Source organism: Allobosea robiniae (genome assembly GCF_900102525.1).
Classification (GTDB): Bacteria; Pseudomonadota; Alphaproteobacteria; order Rhizobiales; family Beijerinckiaceae; genus Allobosea; species Allobosea robiniae.
The window spans coordinates 569845-585367 of sequence record NZ_FNBZ01000003.1 but is presented as its reverse complement, the minus strand read 5'-3'; the positions used below and the strand labels follow the sequence as shown (position 1 = coordinate 585367).

Annotated in this window: 15 protein-coding genes; 9 read left to right on the top strand and 6 right to left on the bottom strand. The window is 67.4% G+C overall.

Annotated features, from left to right (window positions below):
- Positions 1-2 precede the first annotated feature (2 nt).
- Together BLQ70_RS11715 and BLQ70_RS11710 are read left to right on the top strand one after the other, a co-directional pair.
- A complete protein-coding gene (locus BLQ70_RS11715) occupies positions 3-782 on the top strand; it encodes an enoyl-CoA hydratase/isomerase family protein (protein ID WP_091857081.1) in 780 nt (259 codons plus the stop codon).
- Complete coding sequence (locus BLQ70_RS11710) at positions 783-1562, top strand: enoyl-CoA hydratase-related protein (RefSeq protein ID WP_091857080.1); 780 nt, start codon at positions 783-785, stop codon at positions 1560-1562.
- Between the two features lie 3 nt (positions 1563-1565).
- Here BLQ70_RS11710 and BLQ70_RS11705 read toward each other — a convergent pair whose 3' ends face one another.
- Complete coding sequence (locus BLQ70_RS11705; RefSeq protein ID WP_244511988.1) at positions 1566-2285, bottom strand: GntR family transcriptional regulator; 720 nt, start codon at positions 2283-2285, stop codon at positions 1566-1568.
- 198 nt (positions 2286-2483) lie between these two features.
- On the opposite strand from BLQ70_RS11705, the gene BLQ70_RS11700 reads away from it, so the two are divergent.
- From BLQ70_RS11700 to BLQ70_RS11685, 4 genes are all read left to right on the top strand, one after another.
- A complete protein-coding gene (locus BLQ70_RS11700) occupies positions 2484-3953 on the top strand; it encodes an aromatic amino acid ammonia-lyase (RefSeq protein WP_091857078.1) in 1470 nt (489 codons plus the stop codon).
- A gap of 100 nt (positions 3954-4053) precedes the next feature.
- On the top strand, positions 4054-4737 hold the full coding sequence (locus BLQ70_RS11695; RefSeq protein WP_091857077.1) for a GntR family transcriptional regulator: 684 nt from the start codon (positions 4054-4056) through the stop codon (positions 4735-4737).
- A 1-nt stretch (position 4738) separates the two neighbouring features.
- Positions 4739-6178 carry an aldehyde dehydrogenase family protein gene (locus BLQ70_RS11690; protein ID WP_244511987.1) on the top strand — a complete coding sequence of 480 codons (1440 nt, stop codon included), beginning with the start codon at positions 4739-4741 and terminating at the stop codon, positions 6176-6178.
- Between the two features lie 56 nt (positions 6179-6234).
- Positions 6235-7629, top strand: a complete 1395-nt coding sequence (locus tag BLQ70_RS11685; RefSeq protein WP_091857075.1) for an amidase — start codon at positions 6235-6237, stop codon at positions 7627-7629.
- Between the two features lie 40 nt (positions 7630-7669).
- Here the strand turns inward: BLQ70_RS11685 and pgm are convergent, their stop codons facing one another.
- From pgm to BLQ70_RS11660, 5 genes are all read right to left on the bottom strand, one after another.
- On the bottom strand, positions 7670-9328 hold the full coding sequence (gene pgm, locus BLQ70_RS11680; RefSeq protein WP_091857074.1) for a phosphoglucomutase (alpha-D-glucose-1,6-bisphosphate-dependent): 1659 nt from the start codon (positions 9326-9328) through the stop codon (positions 7670-7672).
- 117 nt (positions 9329-9445) lie between these two features.
- Entirely contained in the window at positions 9446-10717 is a 1272-nt protein-coding gene (locus tag BLQ70_RS11675; protein ID WP_091857073.1) for an RNA polymerase sigma factor, read from the bottom strand.
- A gap of 62 nt (positions 10718-10779) precedes the next feature.
- Complete coding sequence (locus tag BLQ70_RS11670) at positions 10780-11205, bottom strand: YciI family protein (RefSeq protein ID WP_061969768.1); 426 nt, start codon at positions 11203-11205, stop codon at positions 10780-10782.
- 75 nt (positions 11206-11280) lie between these two features.
- Positions 11281-11703 carry a YciI family protein gene (locus BLQ70_RS11665; protein WP_061969770.1) on the bottom strand — a complete coding sequence of 141 codons (423 nt, stop codon included), beginning with the start codon at positions 11701-11703 and terminating at the stop codon, positions 11281-11283.
- A gap of 184 nt (positions 11704-11887) precedes the next feature.
- Positions 11888-13228: a dihydroorotase gene (locus BLQ70_RS11660; protein ID WP_091857072.1), complete on the bottom strand. Its 1341-nt coding sequence runs from the start codon at positions 13226-13228 to the stop codon at positions 11888-11890.
- 150 nt (positions 13229-13378) lie between these two features.
- On the opposite strand from BLQ70_RS11660, the gene ygfZ reads away from it, so the two are divergent.
- From ygfZ to BLQ70_RS11645, 3 genes are read left to right on the top strand one after another with little or no spacing between them, the layout of a single operon-like run.
- Complete coding sequence (gene ygfZ / locus BLQ70_RS11655; RefSeq protein ID WP_091857071.1) at positions 13379-14278, top strand: CAF17-like 4Fe-4S cluster assembly/insertion protein YgfZ; 900 nt, start codon at positions 13379-13381, stop codon at positions 14276-14278.
- 11 nt (positions 14279-14289) lie between these two features.
- Complete coding sequence (locus BLQ70_RS11650; RefSeq protein WP_210184283.1) at positions 14290-14919, top strand: DNA-3-methyladenine glycosylase I; 630 nt, start codon at positions 14290-14292, stop codon at positions 14917-14919.
- Positions 14919-15521 (top strand): YfbR-like 5'-deoxynucleotidase, encoded by a 603-nt coding sequence (locus BLQ70_RS11645; protein WP_091857154.1) that lies wholly within the window; start codon positions 14919-14921, stop codon positions 15519-15521. Before BLQ70_RS11650 ends, BLQ70_RS11645 begins: the two co-directional genes overlap by 1 nt.
- The last annotated feature ends 2 nt before the right edge of the window (positions 15522-15523 follow it).

The window sequence follows — 15523 nt, the reverse complement described above, 5'->3', positions numbered from 1 at the left end:
AGATGACCAACACCCCCGAAACTTTGACCGTCAGCGTCAGCGATTTCGTCGCGACGGTGACGATCGACCGGCCGCCGGTCAACGCGCAGAACCGCCAGTTCCGGGAGGAGATCGTCGCCGTCTTCGACAGCCTCAGCGACCGCGCCGACGTGCGCGCGATCGTGCTGACCGGCGCCGGCAAGACCTTCTCCGCAGGGGCCGACCTGAAGGAACGCCCCGGCCTGGCGGAGGAACCGGGCGCCTATCCCCGCCATAATCGCCTCGTGCGCGCGTCCTTCGATACCGTGATGGAGTGTTCCAAGCCCGTCATCGCCGCGGTCAATGGCGCAGCGATCGGCGCCGGCTGCGTGCTGGCCCTGTGCTGCGACATCATCCTCGTGGCGGAGGAAGCCTTCTTCGCGATGACCGAGGTCGATGTCGGGCTCGCCGGCGGGGTCAGCCATGTCAGGCGCTTCTTCCGGGAATCCGATGCCAGGATGCTGATCTATACGGCGCGACGGGTGCGCGGTTCGGAACTCTATCGCATGGGCGTCGCCTCGGACTGCGTGCCGGCCGAACGCCTGCTCGAATTGGCTCAGGAGATCGCGCGCGAGATCGCCTCGAAAAGCCCTTCGGCGGTCCAGGCGGCCAAGCGATCCTTCAATGTCACCGAAGGCCTCGAACTGCGTGACGGCTACCGCTTCGAGCAGTCACAGACCGTAGCCTTGGCGTCCTCCGAGGATACCAAGGAGGCGCAGCGAGCCTTTGCCGAAAAGCGCAAGCCGGTCTTCGGAGGCGGCTAGATGGATTCGACTGAAGCCGTCGCCGTCCGCCACGCATCCGATGGCGTCGCGGTCATCACGCTGAACCGCCCGGAGCGCCGCAACGCGCTCAATCTCGACATCAAGGCGCGCATCGCCGACGCCATCCTGACGCTAGAGGCCGACACGAGCGTACGCGTCATCGTCCTGACCGGTGCCGGGGGCTATTTCATCGCCGGCACGGATATCGCCGAAATGGAGCCGATGAGCCCGGCCCAGCATCAGACGCTCGCGACCGACCGGATGTTCACGGTGCTCAGGCGTTGCCCGAAGATCCTGATCGCCGCCGTCGAAGGCTATGCGCTGGGCGGCGGCTGCGAGACGGCACTCTGCTGCGACATGATCGTCGCCGGCGAAGGCGCCCGTTTCGGCCAGCCGGAAATCCGCGTCGGAATCATGCCCGGCGCCGGCGGTACGCAGCGCCTGCTGCGGGCCATCGGCAAGTACCGCACCATGAAGCTCGTCCTGACGGGAGAGCCGTTGACCGCCGCCGAAGCCTTCCAGGCGGGCCTGCTCTCGGAGATCGTGCCTGACGGCAGCGCTCTCGACCGTTCGCTAGCCATCGCCGCGACGGTGGCTTCGATGCCGCCGCTCGCCGTCCAGGCGATCAAGGAGGTCGTGCAGCTCGGGCAGGATGTACCCCTGGATACGGCGCTCGCGCTGGAGCGCAAGGCCTTCGTCCAGCTTTTCGACACGCAGGACCAGAAAGAGGGAATGCGTGCCTTTCTGGAGAAGCGCGCGCCCGAGTTCAAAGGACGGTGATTCCTACCGCAGCTTCACGTCGAACTTGACGACATCCCCGCGGTAGATGCCCTTCGCATCGAGCACCAGCACGCCATCCTGATCCAGGGCCTGCCGGTGGACGAAGGCGACCGGGGAATCCAGGGAAATCCCGAGCGCCTCGCTGGTCTCGATATCCGCCGTGCCGATGGTCAGCGTCTGGCGCGCATCCGCGATCTCGACGCCCTCGACTTCGGAGATCAGGCGCAGGGCCGTCTTCGATTCGAGGTCGCGCTGGGCGATGCGGTCGCGGAGCCGTTCGTCGATATGGAGATCGGCCAGAAGAAAGGGCTGCCCATGCCGCCAGTGACGACGCCGGACATGGCGATAGGCCGGGGCAAGCGTCCCGATCTGCTCTTCGAAGGCATGGAGGACCCTGTCGGGCTCGTCATGGAGGATCTCGATCGTCGCGTCGTAGCTCGGGCGCAGCAGGCCCGACCAGTCCGTCCCGACCGCGCACCACAAATTCTCCGCCGGGCGCTTGCGCACGAATGTCCCGCGCGCGCGGTAGCGTTCGATCAGCTGGTCGTCTTCGAGCAGGTCCAGCGCCTGACGGATCGTCGCCCGCGCCACGCCGCATTCGGTGGCCAGCTCGTCGACAGTCGGGATCTGCGCCCCGACCTGCCACTGCCCGGCCTCGATCCGGCGCCGGAACAGCGTGGCGAGCTGATGATAGCGGGAAATACCGGACCGTTTGAAATCCAACGGCTTCGAAGAAACGCTGCGGACGATCATGCGGCTCCCGATCAGGCTTGCGACAATCGGCAGGCTACCCCAACAACCGGCGGTTGACGAGCCGCAGGCGCATCATTAATCCGATGAACTAGATTATTGTCCTTTTCATCGATCGCGCCTGCGCCGCCTGCGCACTCCGATCGCAGATTGCCGCCAGGACGGATCATCATGCAGAACGTCGTCGACATCTCCGGCCAAGGTCTGACTCCGGCAGAGGTCGTTCAGGTCGCCCGGTCCGGGGCGCGGGTGGCTCTCACGCGGGATGCGGTCGACCGCATCGGCCGCGCGCGCGCGGTCGTCGACGAGGTCGTCCGCAACGGCGAGAAGATCTACGGCGTCACCAGCAGCGTCGGGGCCAAGACCGGCACGATGCTGGCTCTGGACAAAATTCCCGAATTCAACCGCCGCCTGCTCCTGACCCATAACATGGGGCACGGCCCCCTCGCCTCGCACGAGACCGTGCGGGCCATGATGGTCGTGCTGCTCAACAGCATGGCGACCGGCTATCTCGGCGTCAGGCCAGTCATGGCCGACAGGCTGGTCGAGGCCCTGAACGGGAATCGCCGGGTCGATGTCCACCTCTGGGGCTCAATGGGCCAGAGCGACATGTCGCCGATCGCGGACCTGGCGCTGGAACTCTACAAGGACCATGAATTCGCGGCCGGCGAGGCGCTCGCCCTGCTGAATTCCAGCGCGCTGTCGATCGGCACCGCGGCCCTCGCCTTCCACGATCTCGAGCGTATGCTCGATCTCGCCACGCTGGCCGGTGCGTTCAGCATGGAGGGTTTTGCGGCCAATCCGTCGATCGTCTCGGAAGCCGCGCTGAACTCGCGTCCCTTCGACGGCGTGCTCCGCCACGGCCGCGCGATCCGGGCCTATCTCGATGGCAGCTATCTGATGCGAGCCGGCGGGCCGCGCCATCTCCAGGACCCGCTGAGCTTCCGTTCGCTGCCGCTGATCCATGGAACGGCCGCCGACAGCCTCGCCTTTGCGGGCCGGCAACTCGCGATCGAACTCGGCGCCAGCCAGAACAACCCCATCGTCGCGATCGAGCAGCGCCAACTGGTCTCGGTCGCCAATTTCGACATGGTGGCGCTCGCGATGGCGCTCGATATCGCCCGGCTCGCCATGGTGCCCGTCGTCACCAGCTCGACGGAGCGGCTGGCCAAGCAGGCCGATTCGTTCTGGTCGGGCCTGAGCGTCGGCCTGATCGAGGAGGACGGCGTCGGCCTGCCGGGCTTCAACGGCCTCGCGCAGTTTCACAAATCCATCACCTCGGAGGCGCGGCTTCTCGGCGCCCCTGTCGTCAGCGAGCTCGCGAGTTCGAGCCATTCGAACGGTAATCTCGATCGGGCGAGCATGGCCGGTCTCGCGGCGCGCCGGACGGCGGAGATGGCAACGCTCTGCCGCTCGATCTTCGGGATGGAATTGATGGTGGCGGCGCAGGCTATCGAGATGCGGAAGGCCAGTCCGCTCGGCACCGTCACCGGCCGATTGTTCGCCTTCGTTCGCGAGGGCGTCCCCTATGCCGGCGCAGGACAGCGCGTGCCCCATGCCGGGGCCTTCCTCGATCACCTCGCCGCAAACGAAGCCGAGATCGATCGCCTGATCGAAGCCGGCATGGCGACAGCCCGCTAGGGCCTGCTCCCTTTTCGGGCCTTAACTATGCCGCACCGCGCCAGAGCGTGTTGACAGGTCTTGTATCCTGGATACCATTCTCCCGATCTTGGAGAAACCGATGGACCAGGTGCTCGAATGGCGCAGCCAGTCGCGCCTTCTCGATGAGGTGGCGCAGGCCCTGCGCGAGCGCATCTATGCCGGGGTCTATGCGCCCGGCGCGACGCTCCGGCAGGAGCGAATCGCCACCGAATTCGGGATCAGCCGGACGCCGTTGCGCGAGGCGTTTCGCGTTCTGGAGCGCGACGGGCTGGTCGTGAACAAGCCGGGCAGCGGCGTCAGGGTCGCGACGGCCGATCTGCCGAAGCTGCTGGACGCCTACGCCGTGCGCGAGGCGATGGACGGCGTCGCGGCGCGCAACGCGGCCGAACGCGCGACATCGGACGAAATCGCGAAACTGGCGGAGCTGGTCGATCTGCAGAAGAAGCAGATCGCCGACTGGAACCCGAGCGCCTATTCCCAGTCGAATGTCGATTTTCATCTGGCGGTCATCGGCGCGGCCCGGAACGCGTCGCTGGTCACCCTCGTGCCGCTTCTGCACCTGACATCCCAGGTGTTCGCGCCGGCCTTCGCGCTGTCGAGCGAGCGGGCGAGCGCCGCTGTGGCCGAGCACAGCGAAATTCTCGACGCGATCCAGCAGCGCAAGCCCGACGAAGCCGAGCGCGTCGCGCGAGCTCACATCCATGCAACGGCTGTCCGCCTCAAGGCGCAGCTTGCCGGACCACAAACCCATATCGAGGCCTGACGTGAAGACCTACCGCAATTTCATCGCGAACGAATGGCGCGATGCCGTGGATGGCGAGCATATCGCCGTTCGGAATCCGTCGACCGGTGAGGAGCTGGCAAGGCTCGCGCGCGGCAGGCGCGAGGATGTTGATCTCGCGGTTCGCGCCGCCCGGCAGGCGCTGTCCGGCGAATGGGGCCGCCTGACCGCGACCGAGCGCGGGCGCATCCTGACTCGGATCGGGGCCGGCGTACTCAAGAACATCGACCTTCTGACCGAGATCGAGGCGCGCGATGTCGGCAAGCCGCTGACGCAGGCGCGGGCCGATGTCGTCGCGCTCGCGCGCTATCTCGAGTTCTACGGCGCCTCCGCCGACAAGGTGCATGGCGACACCATTCCCTACCAGAACGGCTTCACCGTCCTGACGATCTACGAACCGCATGGCGTCACCGGGCATATCATCCCGTGGAACTACCCCATGCAGATCCTTGGCCGCAGCCTCGGCGCGGCGCTGGCCATGGGCAATGCCGCCGTCGTCAAGCCGGCCGAGGAAGCCTGCCTGACCATTCTCGAATTCGCGCGGATCGCGCAGGAGGAAGGTCTGCCGGCCGGCGCGCTGAACATCGTCACGGGCTTCGGCGCCGAGGCCGGCGCAGCCCTTTCCGAGCACACGGACATCAACCACATCTCCTTCACCGGCTCGGCTCGGACGGGCGAGATGGTGCAGACGGCCGCGGCGAAGAATGCCGTGCCGGTGACGCTCGAACTCGGCGGCAAATCGGCCCAGGTGGTCTTCGCGGATGCCGATCTCGACCGCGCCGTGCCCTTCCTCGTCAATGCCGGCATCCAGAATGCCGGTCAGACCTGCTCGGCCTCGTCGCGCATCCTCGTCGAGCGCTCGGTCTACGAAGATGTCATCGCCCGCATGAGCGAGAAGTACCGGGCTCTCAAGGTCGGACCGGCCGAGTCCGATCTCTCCGTCGGCCCGGTCGTCTCGCAGCGCCAGAAGGCGATCATCGAAGACTTCCTCGGCGTCGCCCGCAAGGACGGCCTGACGGTCGCGGCACAAGGGACCATCGTTCCGGACGCGCCGGCGGACGGCGCCTATGTCGCGCCGACCCTGCTGCGCGACGTCCCGCCCGACCACCGGCTGGCGCAGGAGGAGATCTTCGGCCCGGTGCAGGTGATCATGCCCTTCGACAGCGAGGAGGAGGCGCTGGCGCTCGCCAACGGCACGCCCTACGGGCTGGTCTGCGGCATCTGGACGAACGATGGCGGTCGGCAATTGCGCATGGCCCGCGCCGCGCAGGCCGGGCAGGTCTTCATCAACAATTACGGGGCCGGCGGCGGCGTCGAATTGCCCTTCGGCGGCGTCAAGAAATCCGGCCATGGCCGCGAGAAGGGTTTCGAGGCCCTTTATGGCTTCGCCAGCATGAAGACGATCTCGATCTTTCACGGCTAGAGTGCTTCCGCGAGGCTCTGCCCCGCGGGAAGACTGGATATGACGAGAGCCACTGCATGACCGAACTTGCCGACCTGACCGCCGTCGCTCTCGTCGAAGCCTATCGCGCTCGCAGGCTCTCGCCTGTCGAGGTGATCGACGCCGTCATCGCGCGCATCGATGCGTGGGAGCCGCGCCTCAACGCGCTCTGGGCCTACGATCCCGACGCGGCCCGCACGAGCGCGCGTGAATCCGAGGCGCGCTGGATGAAAGGCGAACCGCTCGGCGCGATCGACGGCGTGCCCGTCACGATCAAGGAGAACATCGCGACGAAGGGGACGCCGGTGCCGCTTGGCACCGCGGCAACGACGCTCGTGCCGGCGGCAGCCGATGCGCCCCCGGCAGCCCGCACGCGGGAAGCGGGCGGCGTCATCTTCGCCAAGACCACCATGCCCGATTACGGCATGCTCTCCTCCGGCCTGTCGAGCTTCCACAAGCTGGCGCGCAATCCCTGGGATCTCTCGACCAATCCCGGCGGGTCCAGTGCCGGCGCCGGGGCTGCGGCCGCCGCCGGCTACGGCCCGCTGCATATCGGCACCGATATCGGCGGCTCGATCCGTTTGCCGGCCGGCTGGTGCGGCCTCGTCGGCCTGAAGCCGTCCGCCGGGCGTCTGCCGATCGATCCGCCCTTCATCGGGCGCGCCGCCGGGCCGATGACGCGCACGGTGGCCGATACCGCGCTCTACATGTCGGTGCTGACCAGGCCGGACCGGCGCGACACGATGGCCCTGCCCTATCAGGAGATCGACTGGCTCAACCTCGCTGGCTCGGTGAAGGGCCTGAAGATCGGCCTGTGGCTGGAGGCGGGCTTCGGCCAGGCCGTCGGCGACGAGACGCTCGCGGCCGTGCAAAGTGCTGCTGCGTTGCTCACCGATGCCGGCGCGACGATCGTGCCGATCGCCCCGTTCCTGACGCGCGCCATGATCGACGGTCTCGACCGCTTCTGGCGGGCGCGGGGTTATGAGGACGTCGCGCGCCTCCCGCCCGAGCAGCAAGCCAGGATCCTGCCCTACATCTTCAATTGGATCGTGACCGCCAAGGACTTCTCGGGGGGCGATGTCTATACCGGCTTCGCCCAGATCGACGCGATGCGCAACGCGCTCCACGGCGCGCTCAAGGACGTCGATTTCATCATCTCGCCGACCGCGCCGGAGCCGTCCTATCCGGCCGAATGGGCCTCGCCGCTCAACGACCCGCAGCGGCCGTTCGAGCATATCGCCTTCACGGTTTCGGCCAATATGGGCGGACAGCCTGCCGTGTCGATCAATTGCGGCTATTCCAGTGGCGGCCTGCCGATCGGTCTCCAGATCATCGGCCAGTCCTTCGACGATATCGGCGTGCTGCGGCTCGCCCGCGCCTTCGAGGAGATGCGCGCGCCGTCGCGGCCGTGGCCGTGGCCGACGCTGTCATAGAGCGTCGCGCACCTCTCTCGACAAGGCAGGCGAGCCCGCCTCAGGCGGCCCCGGCCGCCGCGAAGGCCTGCCCGACGATCCGCCGCGCATCCTCCTGGATCGCGGCGAGATGCGCCTCGTCGCGGAAGCTCTCGGCATAGATCTTGTAGACCTCCTCGGTGCCCGACGGGCGCGCCGCGAACCAGCCATCCGCCGCCGTGACCTTGACCCCGCCGATCGGCGCGCCGTTGCCCGGAGCGTTGCTCAGGATCGCCGTGATCGGCTGGCCTGCCAGCTCCTTCGTGGCGATCTGCTCGGCCGAGAGGTTCTTCAGAACCGCCTTCTGGCTGGCGCTCGCCGGCGCATCGACGCGCGCATAGCGGGGCTCGCCCAGCTCCGCCGTCAGCTTGCCGTAGAGCACGCCCGGATCGCTGCCGGTCTTGGCGGTGATCTCGGCGGCGAGCAGGCCGAGGATGATGCCGTCCTTGTCGGTGGTCCAGGCCGTGCCATCCATGCGCAGGAAGGAGGCGCCGGCGCTCTCCTCGCCCGCGAAGCCGAAGCTGCCCGAGATCAGCCCGTCGACGAACCATTTGAAGCCGACGGGAACCTCGACGAGTTTCCGCCCGAGCTTGTTCGCAGCGCGATCGATGATCGCGCTCGACACCGCCGTCTTGCCGATCGCGGCATCCGCGCGCCAGCCTGGCCGGTTGGCGAAGAGATAGGCGCTCGCCGCCGCGAGATAATGGTTCGGGTTCATCAGCCCGCTGCTGCGCGTCACGATGCCGTGCCGATCGGCATCGGTATCGTTGGCGAAGGCGACGTCGAAGCGGTCGCGCATGCCGATCAGGCTCGCCATCGCATAGGGCGAGGAGCAGTCCATCCGGATCTTGCCGTCCCAGTCGGCGGTCATGAAGCCGAAGGCCGGATCGACCTCCTTGCTGACGATCGTGGCGTTCAGCCCGTAGCGGTCGATGATCGGCTGGTAGTAGTCGAGCCCCGCCCCGCCGAGCGGATCGATGCCGATCACGACGCCGGCCTGCCGGATCGCCTCCATGTCGACGACGCTGGCGAGGTCGGCGACATAGCCGGTGATGTAGTCGTGCCGGTGGACATGCTCGCTCTTCAGCGCCTTGTCGTAGGGCATGCGCAGGACCCCTGCGAGCTTGTCGGCGAGGAAGGCGTTGGCGCGCTTCTCGATCCAGCCGGTCGCGTCGGTATCGGCCGGCCCGCCATGCGGGGGATTGTACTTCAGGCCGCCATCGGCCGGCGGGTTATGCGAGGGCGAGATCACGACGCCGTCGGCGAGCCCGGCCGAGCGGCCACGGTTATGCGCGATGATCGCATGCGAGATCACCGGAGTCGGCGTGAAGCCGAGCTTCTCGTCGATGATCGTGGCGACGCCATTGGCCGCGAAGACCTCCAGCACCGTCTCGAAGGCGTTGCGCGAGAGCGCATGCGTGTCGATGCCGAGGAAGAGCGGCCCGTCGATCCCCTGCTCGCGGCGATAGAGGCAGATCGCCTGCGCGATCCCGAGGATATGCGCCTCGTTGAACGAGCGCAGCAGCGCCGAGCCGCGATGGCCGGATGTGCCGAAGGCGACTTGCTGCGAACGCTGCGCGGGATCGGGCTCATCGTAATAGGCTTTTGTGAGGGCTGCCACGTCGACAAGTTGGCCGGGCTCAAGCCGCTTGCCGGCCAGGGGACTCACGCTATCGCTCATGTAGGCTCTCGTTCCAGGCATGTCAGGATGCGACATCCCTTATAGACGCCGCCATGAACAGAGTTGCAACGGAATGCGACGGGGTCGCGGCACCAGGGCCGTGAGGCAAGGCCGGCGTCATGAATCGGCAGCTCGCTCCTTCGCAGCCCGTTCCTCCATCAGCGCCCGCTCCCTGGCGTTCTGCGTCAGCGCGACCGCATGCTCGAAAGCTTCCGCCGCCTCCTGATGGCGGCCGAGCTTGGCGAGCAGATCGCCGCGCACGCCCGGCAGCAGGTGGTAGCGCTTGAGCGCCGGCTCTCCGGCGAGCGCCTCGACCAGCGCGAGCCCGGCCGCCGGTCCGTCCGCCATGCTGACCGCCACGGCACGGTTGAGTTCCACGACCGGCGACGGCGTCACCTGCCCCAGAACCGTGTAGAGGGCGACGATCCGCTTCCAGTCGGTTTCCTCGGCCGTTCGGGCGCGGGCATGGCAGGCCGCGAGCGCCGCCTGCAGCAGATAAGGCCCCGGCACCACGCCTGCGAGCTGCTGCGCCCGTTCCAGCGCCGCAAGCCCGCGCCCGATCAGCAGGCGATCCCAGCGGGCGCGGTTCTGGTCGAGCAGCAGGATCGGCTCGCCATCGGGGCCGACGCGCGCCCGGAATCGCGAGGCCTGCAATTCCATCAGGGCGACGAGGCCGTGGACCTCGGGCTCGTCAGACGCCCGCGCCGCCAGGATGCGCCCGAGCCTCAATGCCTCCTCGCAAAGCCCCGGCCTGACCCAGTCCTCACCGGCGGTCGCGGCATAGCCCTCGTTGAAGATGAGATAGACCACCTCCAGCACCGAGGCGAGGCGCTCGCCGAGCTCGGCACCGGCCGGAACTTCATAGGGCACCTTCGCCTCGCTCAGCGTCTTCTTCGCCCTGACGATGCGCTGCGCCATCGTCGGCTCCGGCACGAGGAAGGCGCGCGCGATCTCGTCGGTGGTCAGGCCTCCGAGCAGGCGCAAGGTCAGCGCGATCCGCGCCTCCTTGGGCAGGACAGGATGGCAAGCCGTGAAGATCAATCGGAGCAGGTCGTCACCGACCTCGTCGTCGAGCGCCTCGTCGAGATCGGGCATCGCTGGCCCTTCGCTCTCGATGTCGCGGCCGATCTCATCCTGCTTGCGCCGGGCCATGATCTCGTGGCGGGCGGTGTCGAGCGCGCGATGCTTGGCGACCTGCATCAGCCAGGCCGCCGGATTGCGCGGCACGCCCTCTTCGGGCCACTGCTTCAGCGCCGCGACCAGCGCGTCCTGCGCCAGCTCCTCGGCCCGGCCGACATCCCGCGTCAGGCGCGCAAGCCCCGCGATCAGCCGGGGCGACTCCATGCGCCAGACCGTCTCGATGGTGCGGTGTGCATCGCTGCCCGACATGGGAAGCGATACACACCATCAGCATACAGGCTGGCAAGCGGCTCGGACGAGACGCCGATGGTTCAGCCCTGGCCGCCGGCCTCGGCCTTGAGCCGATCCCAGGCTGCCGCGGCCTCCGGCGTGACGATCTCGCCGAAATCGGCCAGCTCGAAGAACGGCCGGATCTCGATCTCGGACGGACCGGGCATCGGGTTGGGGCAGCGCTTGACCCAGGCGATCGCCTCGTCGAGCGAGGCGCATTCCCACAGCCAGTAGCCGGCGACGAGTTCCTTGGTCTCGGCGAAGGGGCCGTCGACGACGGAGCGCTTGGCGCCGTCGAACTGCACGCGCACGCCCTTCGAGCTGGGCTGCAGGCCATCGCCGCCCTTCATGATGCCGGCTTTCACCAGCTCCTCGTTATAGGCCATCATCGCCTCGAGCAGTTCGCGGGTCGGCGGCGCGCCGGCTTCGCTGTCCTTGGTTGCCTTGACCATCACCATGAAACGCATCGGTTTTCTCCTTGAGCGGAAGCGCCGGAGCCTGGCCGCGCGCCTTCCGGGGGATTGGTTTCGAGAGTTGATCGCTCAGCCGGCGAGCTTCGCCGCGCCGGCCTGAATGCGCTCTTCCTGCGCGCGCAATTCCGGCGTCAGGGCCTCGCCGAAATCCTCCATCTCGAAGATGCGGCGCAGCTCGATCTCGGTGCCGCCGTCGAAGGGGGCGCGCTTGAGCCACTCGACCGCCTCGTCGAAGGACTTCACCTGCCAGATCCAGAAGCCGCAGAGCAGCTCCTTGGCCTCGGCGAAGGGCCCGTCCGTGATCACCCGCTCGCTGCCCGAGAAGCGCATGCGGATACCCTTCGAACTCGGATGCAGGCCATCGCCGGCCAGCATGACGCCAGCCTTCACCAGCTCCTCGTTATAGGCCCCCATCTTGGTGAGGATATCCCCGCTCGGCATGATGCCGGCTTCGCTGTCCTTGTCCGCCTTGACCAGAACCATCACACGCATCGGTCTTCTCCTTGGGTTTGGGAGAACCGGGCGGCTCCGGCGTGGACCGCCGAAACCCGTTCTCTGACTGCACGTCGAACGGGCGCGGCTCAAATCGACAGCGCCGAGAATCTTTTTTCGATTTTTTTGCGGAGTCGCCCGCGCGCTCATCCGAAGCCTAACGCGGGGGCGGCACCGATCCGTTTCAAACGCCGCGCGGCAGCGCCTCCAGGAAGCGGGCCGGTTCTCCCTGCGAGGGGTTCGTCAATTCGCCCTCCCACATCACCTTGAGCCCGCGCACGAAGGTGCCGACCGGCCAGCCGGTGACGGTGACGCCGTCATAGGGCGTCCAGCCGCATTTCGAGGCGCTCCATTCCTTGGTGATCGTCTCGCGGCGCTTGAGGTCGACGATGGTGAAATCGGCATCGTAGCCGACCGCGATCCGGCCCTTGCCTTCCAGCCCGAAGATGCGCTGCGGCCCGGCGCTGCTGAGATCGACGAAGCGCTCCAGCGTCAGCCTGCCGGCATTCACATGGTCGAGCATGATCGGCACCAGCGTCTGCACGCCCGGCATGCCGGAATGGCTCGCCGGATAGGGATGGTGCTTCTCCTCATGGGTATGGGGCGCATGGTCGGAGCCGAGCACATCGACGATGCCTTGCTCCACGCCCCACCAGATGCGCTGGCGATGGCTGTCGTCGCGGATCGGCGGGTTCATCTGGGCGTAGGTGCCGAGCCGCTCGTAGCAATCCGGCGCGACCAGCGTCAGATGGTTCGGCAGCACCTCGACGGTCGCGACATCCTTGTGGTCTTTCAGGAAGACCATCTCCTCAGCCGTGGAGATGTGCAGGATATGGACGCGCGCGCCGGTCTCGCGCGCGATCCGCACCAGCCGCTTGGTGCAGGTCAGCGCCACCTCGGGCGAGCGCCAGACCGGATGGCTCGACGGATCGCCCTCGACGCGCAGGGGCATGCGCTCGCGCAGCATCCCCTCGTCTTCGGAATGGAAGGCGGCGCGCCGGCGCGTCCGCTTCAGGATCTCGGCGACGCCCTTGTCGTCCTCGACCAGCAGGTCGCCGGTCGAGGAACCCATGAACACCTTGATCCCGGCGGCGCCGGGAAGCCGCTCCAGCTCGGCGACATCATGCGCGTTCTCATGCGTTCCGCCGACCCAGAAGGCGAAATCGCAATGCATCCGATGGCGCCCGCGCTTCACCTTGTCGGCCAGCGCCTCCGGCGTCACCGTCTGCGGAATCGTGTTCGGCATCTCGAAGACGCAGGTCACGCCGCCGAGCGCGGCCGAGCGCGAGCCGCTCTCCAGGTCCTCCTTGTGATCGAGCCCGGGCTCGCGGAAATGCACCTGAGAGTCGATCACGCCGGGCAGGATGTGCAGGCCCGTGCAGTCGACCACCTCGCCCGCCGACGCCTGCGAGAGATCGCCCAGCGCCATGATCTTGCCGCCGGTGACGCCGACATCGCGCGCCACGCGACCGTCCTGGTTCACCACCGTACCGCCCTTGAGGATGACATCGTAGGTCTGGGGCATGACAGGTCTCCGAAAGGTTGAGCAAAGACGGGATGCAGCCTACCTATCGGCCAACGCGCCGTCCCGGAAGCCCAAACAGCTTTCGGGTGGCGACATCATCTCGATTCGGCCGAGGAGCCTCGTCCGACATCAGAACTGGAACGGCTACCCATGTCCGCAACCCGATTGATCGATCGCGGCGTCATTCGCGTCAGCGGCGACGACGCGCGCGATTTCCTGCAGAACCTCGTGACCAACGATCTCGATCCGGTCGTGCCCGGGCAGGCCGGCTATGGCGCGCTGCTGACGCCACAGGGCAAGATGATCTGCGATTTCTTCATCCTCGCGCTGGCGCCGGAGGATGGCGGCGGCTTCCTCATCGACACCCCCTTGCTCCAGACCGCCGACCTGATGAAACGCCTGAAGCTCTACAAGCTGCGCGCCAAGGTGACGCTCGACGACCTCACAGAGAAGACCGCTGTCATCGCCTCGGCTGATGGCGCTTCCCTGCCTGCTGATGCCGGTTTCGTCTATGACGACCCGCGCCTGCCGGCGCTCGGCCAGCGTGCCATTGCCGATGTCGAGGGCATCGAGGCACTGGTCACCGCCGAGCCGGAGGCCTATCACGCCCGCCGCATCGCGCTCGGCATTCCCGCCGGCGGGCGTGACTTCGCTTATGGCGACACCTTCCCGCATGAAGCGCTGCTCGACCAGCTCGGCGGCGTCTCCTTCAGGAAGGGCTGCTATATCGGGCAGGAGGTCGTCTCCCGCATGCAGCATCGCGGCACCGCCCGCACCCGCGTCGTACCCGTCGTCTTCGACGAGGGCATCGCGACCGAGACCGGTGCCGAGGCCACGGCCGGCAGCAAGCAACTCGGCCATATCGGCTCGGGCGCCAATGGCCGTGCCCTCGCCATGCTCCGGCTCGACCGGTTGGCCGACGCGCTCGCCGCGGGACAAACGCCGCTCGGCGGCGGGCTCGCCTTCCATCTCGCGGAAAAGCCGGACTTCATCCGCTTCCCCTTCCCCGGCGAGCCCGATTTCGGTGCCGTCGCAGGAGCCGCCCTGTGAGCGACACCGTCATCGTCAGCGAAGAACGCATCGCGATCCAGGGCGCAGACGGCAAGTTCCGCTGCCGCTGGCCGGGCACCGATCCGCTCTACATCGCCTATCACGACACCGAATGGGGCGTGCCGGAATATGATTCCCGCGCGCTCTGGGAGAAGCTGATCCTCGACGGCTTCCAGGCTGGTCTCTCCTGGATCACCATCCTCAGGAAGCGCGATGCCTTCCGCACCGGCTTCGCGGGTTTCGAACCGGAGGCCGTCGCCCGCTTCACCGAGGCCGATGTCCAGCGCCTGCTCGCCGATCCCGGCATCATCCGCCACCGCGGCAAGATCGAGGGCACGATCAAGAGCGCGCAGGCCTATCTCAGGCTGAGCGAGCGCGAGCCCTTCGCCGATTTCCTCTGGAAGCATCTCGACGGCCGCGTGCTGCAGAACAGCTATCGCGCTCAGGGAGAGGTCCCAACCCAGACGAAACTCTCCGAGACCGTCTCGAAGGAGCTCAAGAAGGCCGGCTTCACCTTCTGCGGCCCGACCATCGTCTATGCCTTCATGGAGGCCTGCGGGCTGGTCAATGACCACCTCACCGGCTGCTTCCGCTGGAGCGAATGCGCCGCGCTCGCCCGCGACTCGCGCCCCGCCGCCTGATGGCCCGCAAGCCAGAACCGCCGCGCGCCTGGCAACGCATGCTCTCGGGCCGCAGGCTCGACCTGCTCGATCCCTCGCCGCTCGACATCGAGATCGAGGACATCGCCCATGGCCTCGCCCGCGTCGCCCGCTGGAACGGGCAGACGCACGGCGCCCATTCCTTCTCGGTCGCGCAGCATTCGCTATTGGTCGAGGCGATCGCCGCCCATCTCAATCCGGACTGGGACCAGGGCTATCATCTGATGGCATTGCTGCACGACGCGCCGGAATACGTCATCGGCGACATGATCTCGCCGTTCAAGGTGGTGATGGGCGACGCCTACAAGAGCGTGGAACTGCGGCTGCTGGCGGCGATCCACCTGCGCTTCGGCCTGCCGGCCGCGACGCCGTCGGCCTTGAAGAAGAAGATCAAGGAGGCCGACACGATTGCCGCCTTCTTCGAGGCGACGCGGCTGGCCGGCTTCGGCCGCGAGGAGGCCCTGAAATTCTTCGGCCGGCCGCAGGCGCTGCCGGCCGAAGTTCTGTCCTGGCTCGACCCGCTCGACACCGAGGCGGCGCAGGCGCGCTTCCTGGCGCGCTTCGCCGCGCTCGGCGGAGGTTGAAC

Bases quoted from the DNA above. Each gene is read 5' to 3' on its own strand.
- BLQ70_RS11685 (WP_091857075.1), top strand. From the start codon at position 6,235: ATGACCGAACTTGCCGACCTGACCGCCGTCGCTCTCGTCGAAGCCTAT.
- BLQ70_RS11660 (WP_091857072.1), bottom strand. From the start codon at position 13,228: ATGCCCCAGACCTACGATGTCATCCTCAAGGGCGGTACGGTGGTGAAC.
- BLQ70_RS11665 (WP_061969770.1), bottom strand. From the start codon at position 11,703: ATGCGTGTGATGGTTCTGGTCAAGGCGGACAAGGACAGCGAAGCCGGC.
- BLQ70_RS11715 (WP_091857081.1), top strand. From the start codon at position 3: ATGACCAACACCCCCGAAACTTTGACCGTCAGCGTCAGCGATTTCGTC.
- BLQ70_RS11710 (WP_091857080.1), top strand. From the start codon at position 783: ATGGATTCGACTGAAGCCGTCGCCGTCCGCCACGCATCCGATGGCGTC.
- BLQ70_RS11675 (WP_091857073.1), bottom strand. From the start codon at position 10,717: ATGTCGGGCAGCGATGCACACCGCACCATCGAGACGGTCTGGCGCATG.
- BLQ70_RS11695 (WP_091857077.1), top strand. From the start codon at position 4,054: ATGGACCAGGTGCTCGAATGGCGCAGCCAGTCGCGCCTTCTCGATGAG.
- BLQ70_RS11700 (WP_091857078.1), top strand. From the start codon at position 2,484: ATGCAGAACGTCGTCGACATCTCCGGCCAAGGTCTGACTCCGGCAGAG.
- pgm (WP_091857074.1), bottom strand. From the start codon at position 9,328: ATGAGCGATAGCGTGAGTCCCCTGGCCGGCAAGCGGCTTGAGCCCGGC.
- BLQ70_RS11645 (WP_091857154.1), top strand. From the start codon at position 14,919: ATGGCCCGCAAGCCAGAACCGCCGCGCGCCTGGCAACGCATGCTCTCG.
- BLQ70_RS11670 (WP_061969768.1), bottom strand. From the start codon at position 11,205: ATGCGTTTCATGGTGATGGTCAAGGCAACCAAGGACAGCGAAGCCGGC.
- ygfZ (WP_091857071.1), top strand. From the start codon at position 13,379: ATGTCCGCAACCCGATTGATCGATCGCGGCGTCATTCGCGTCAGCGGC.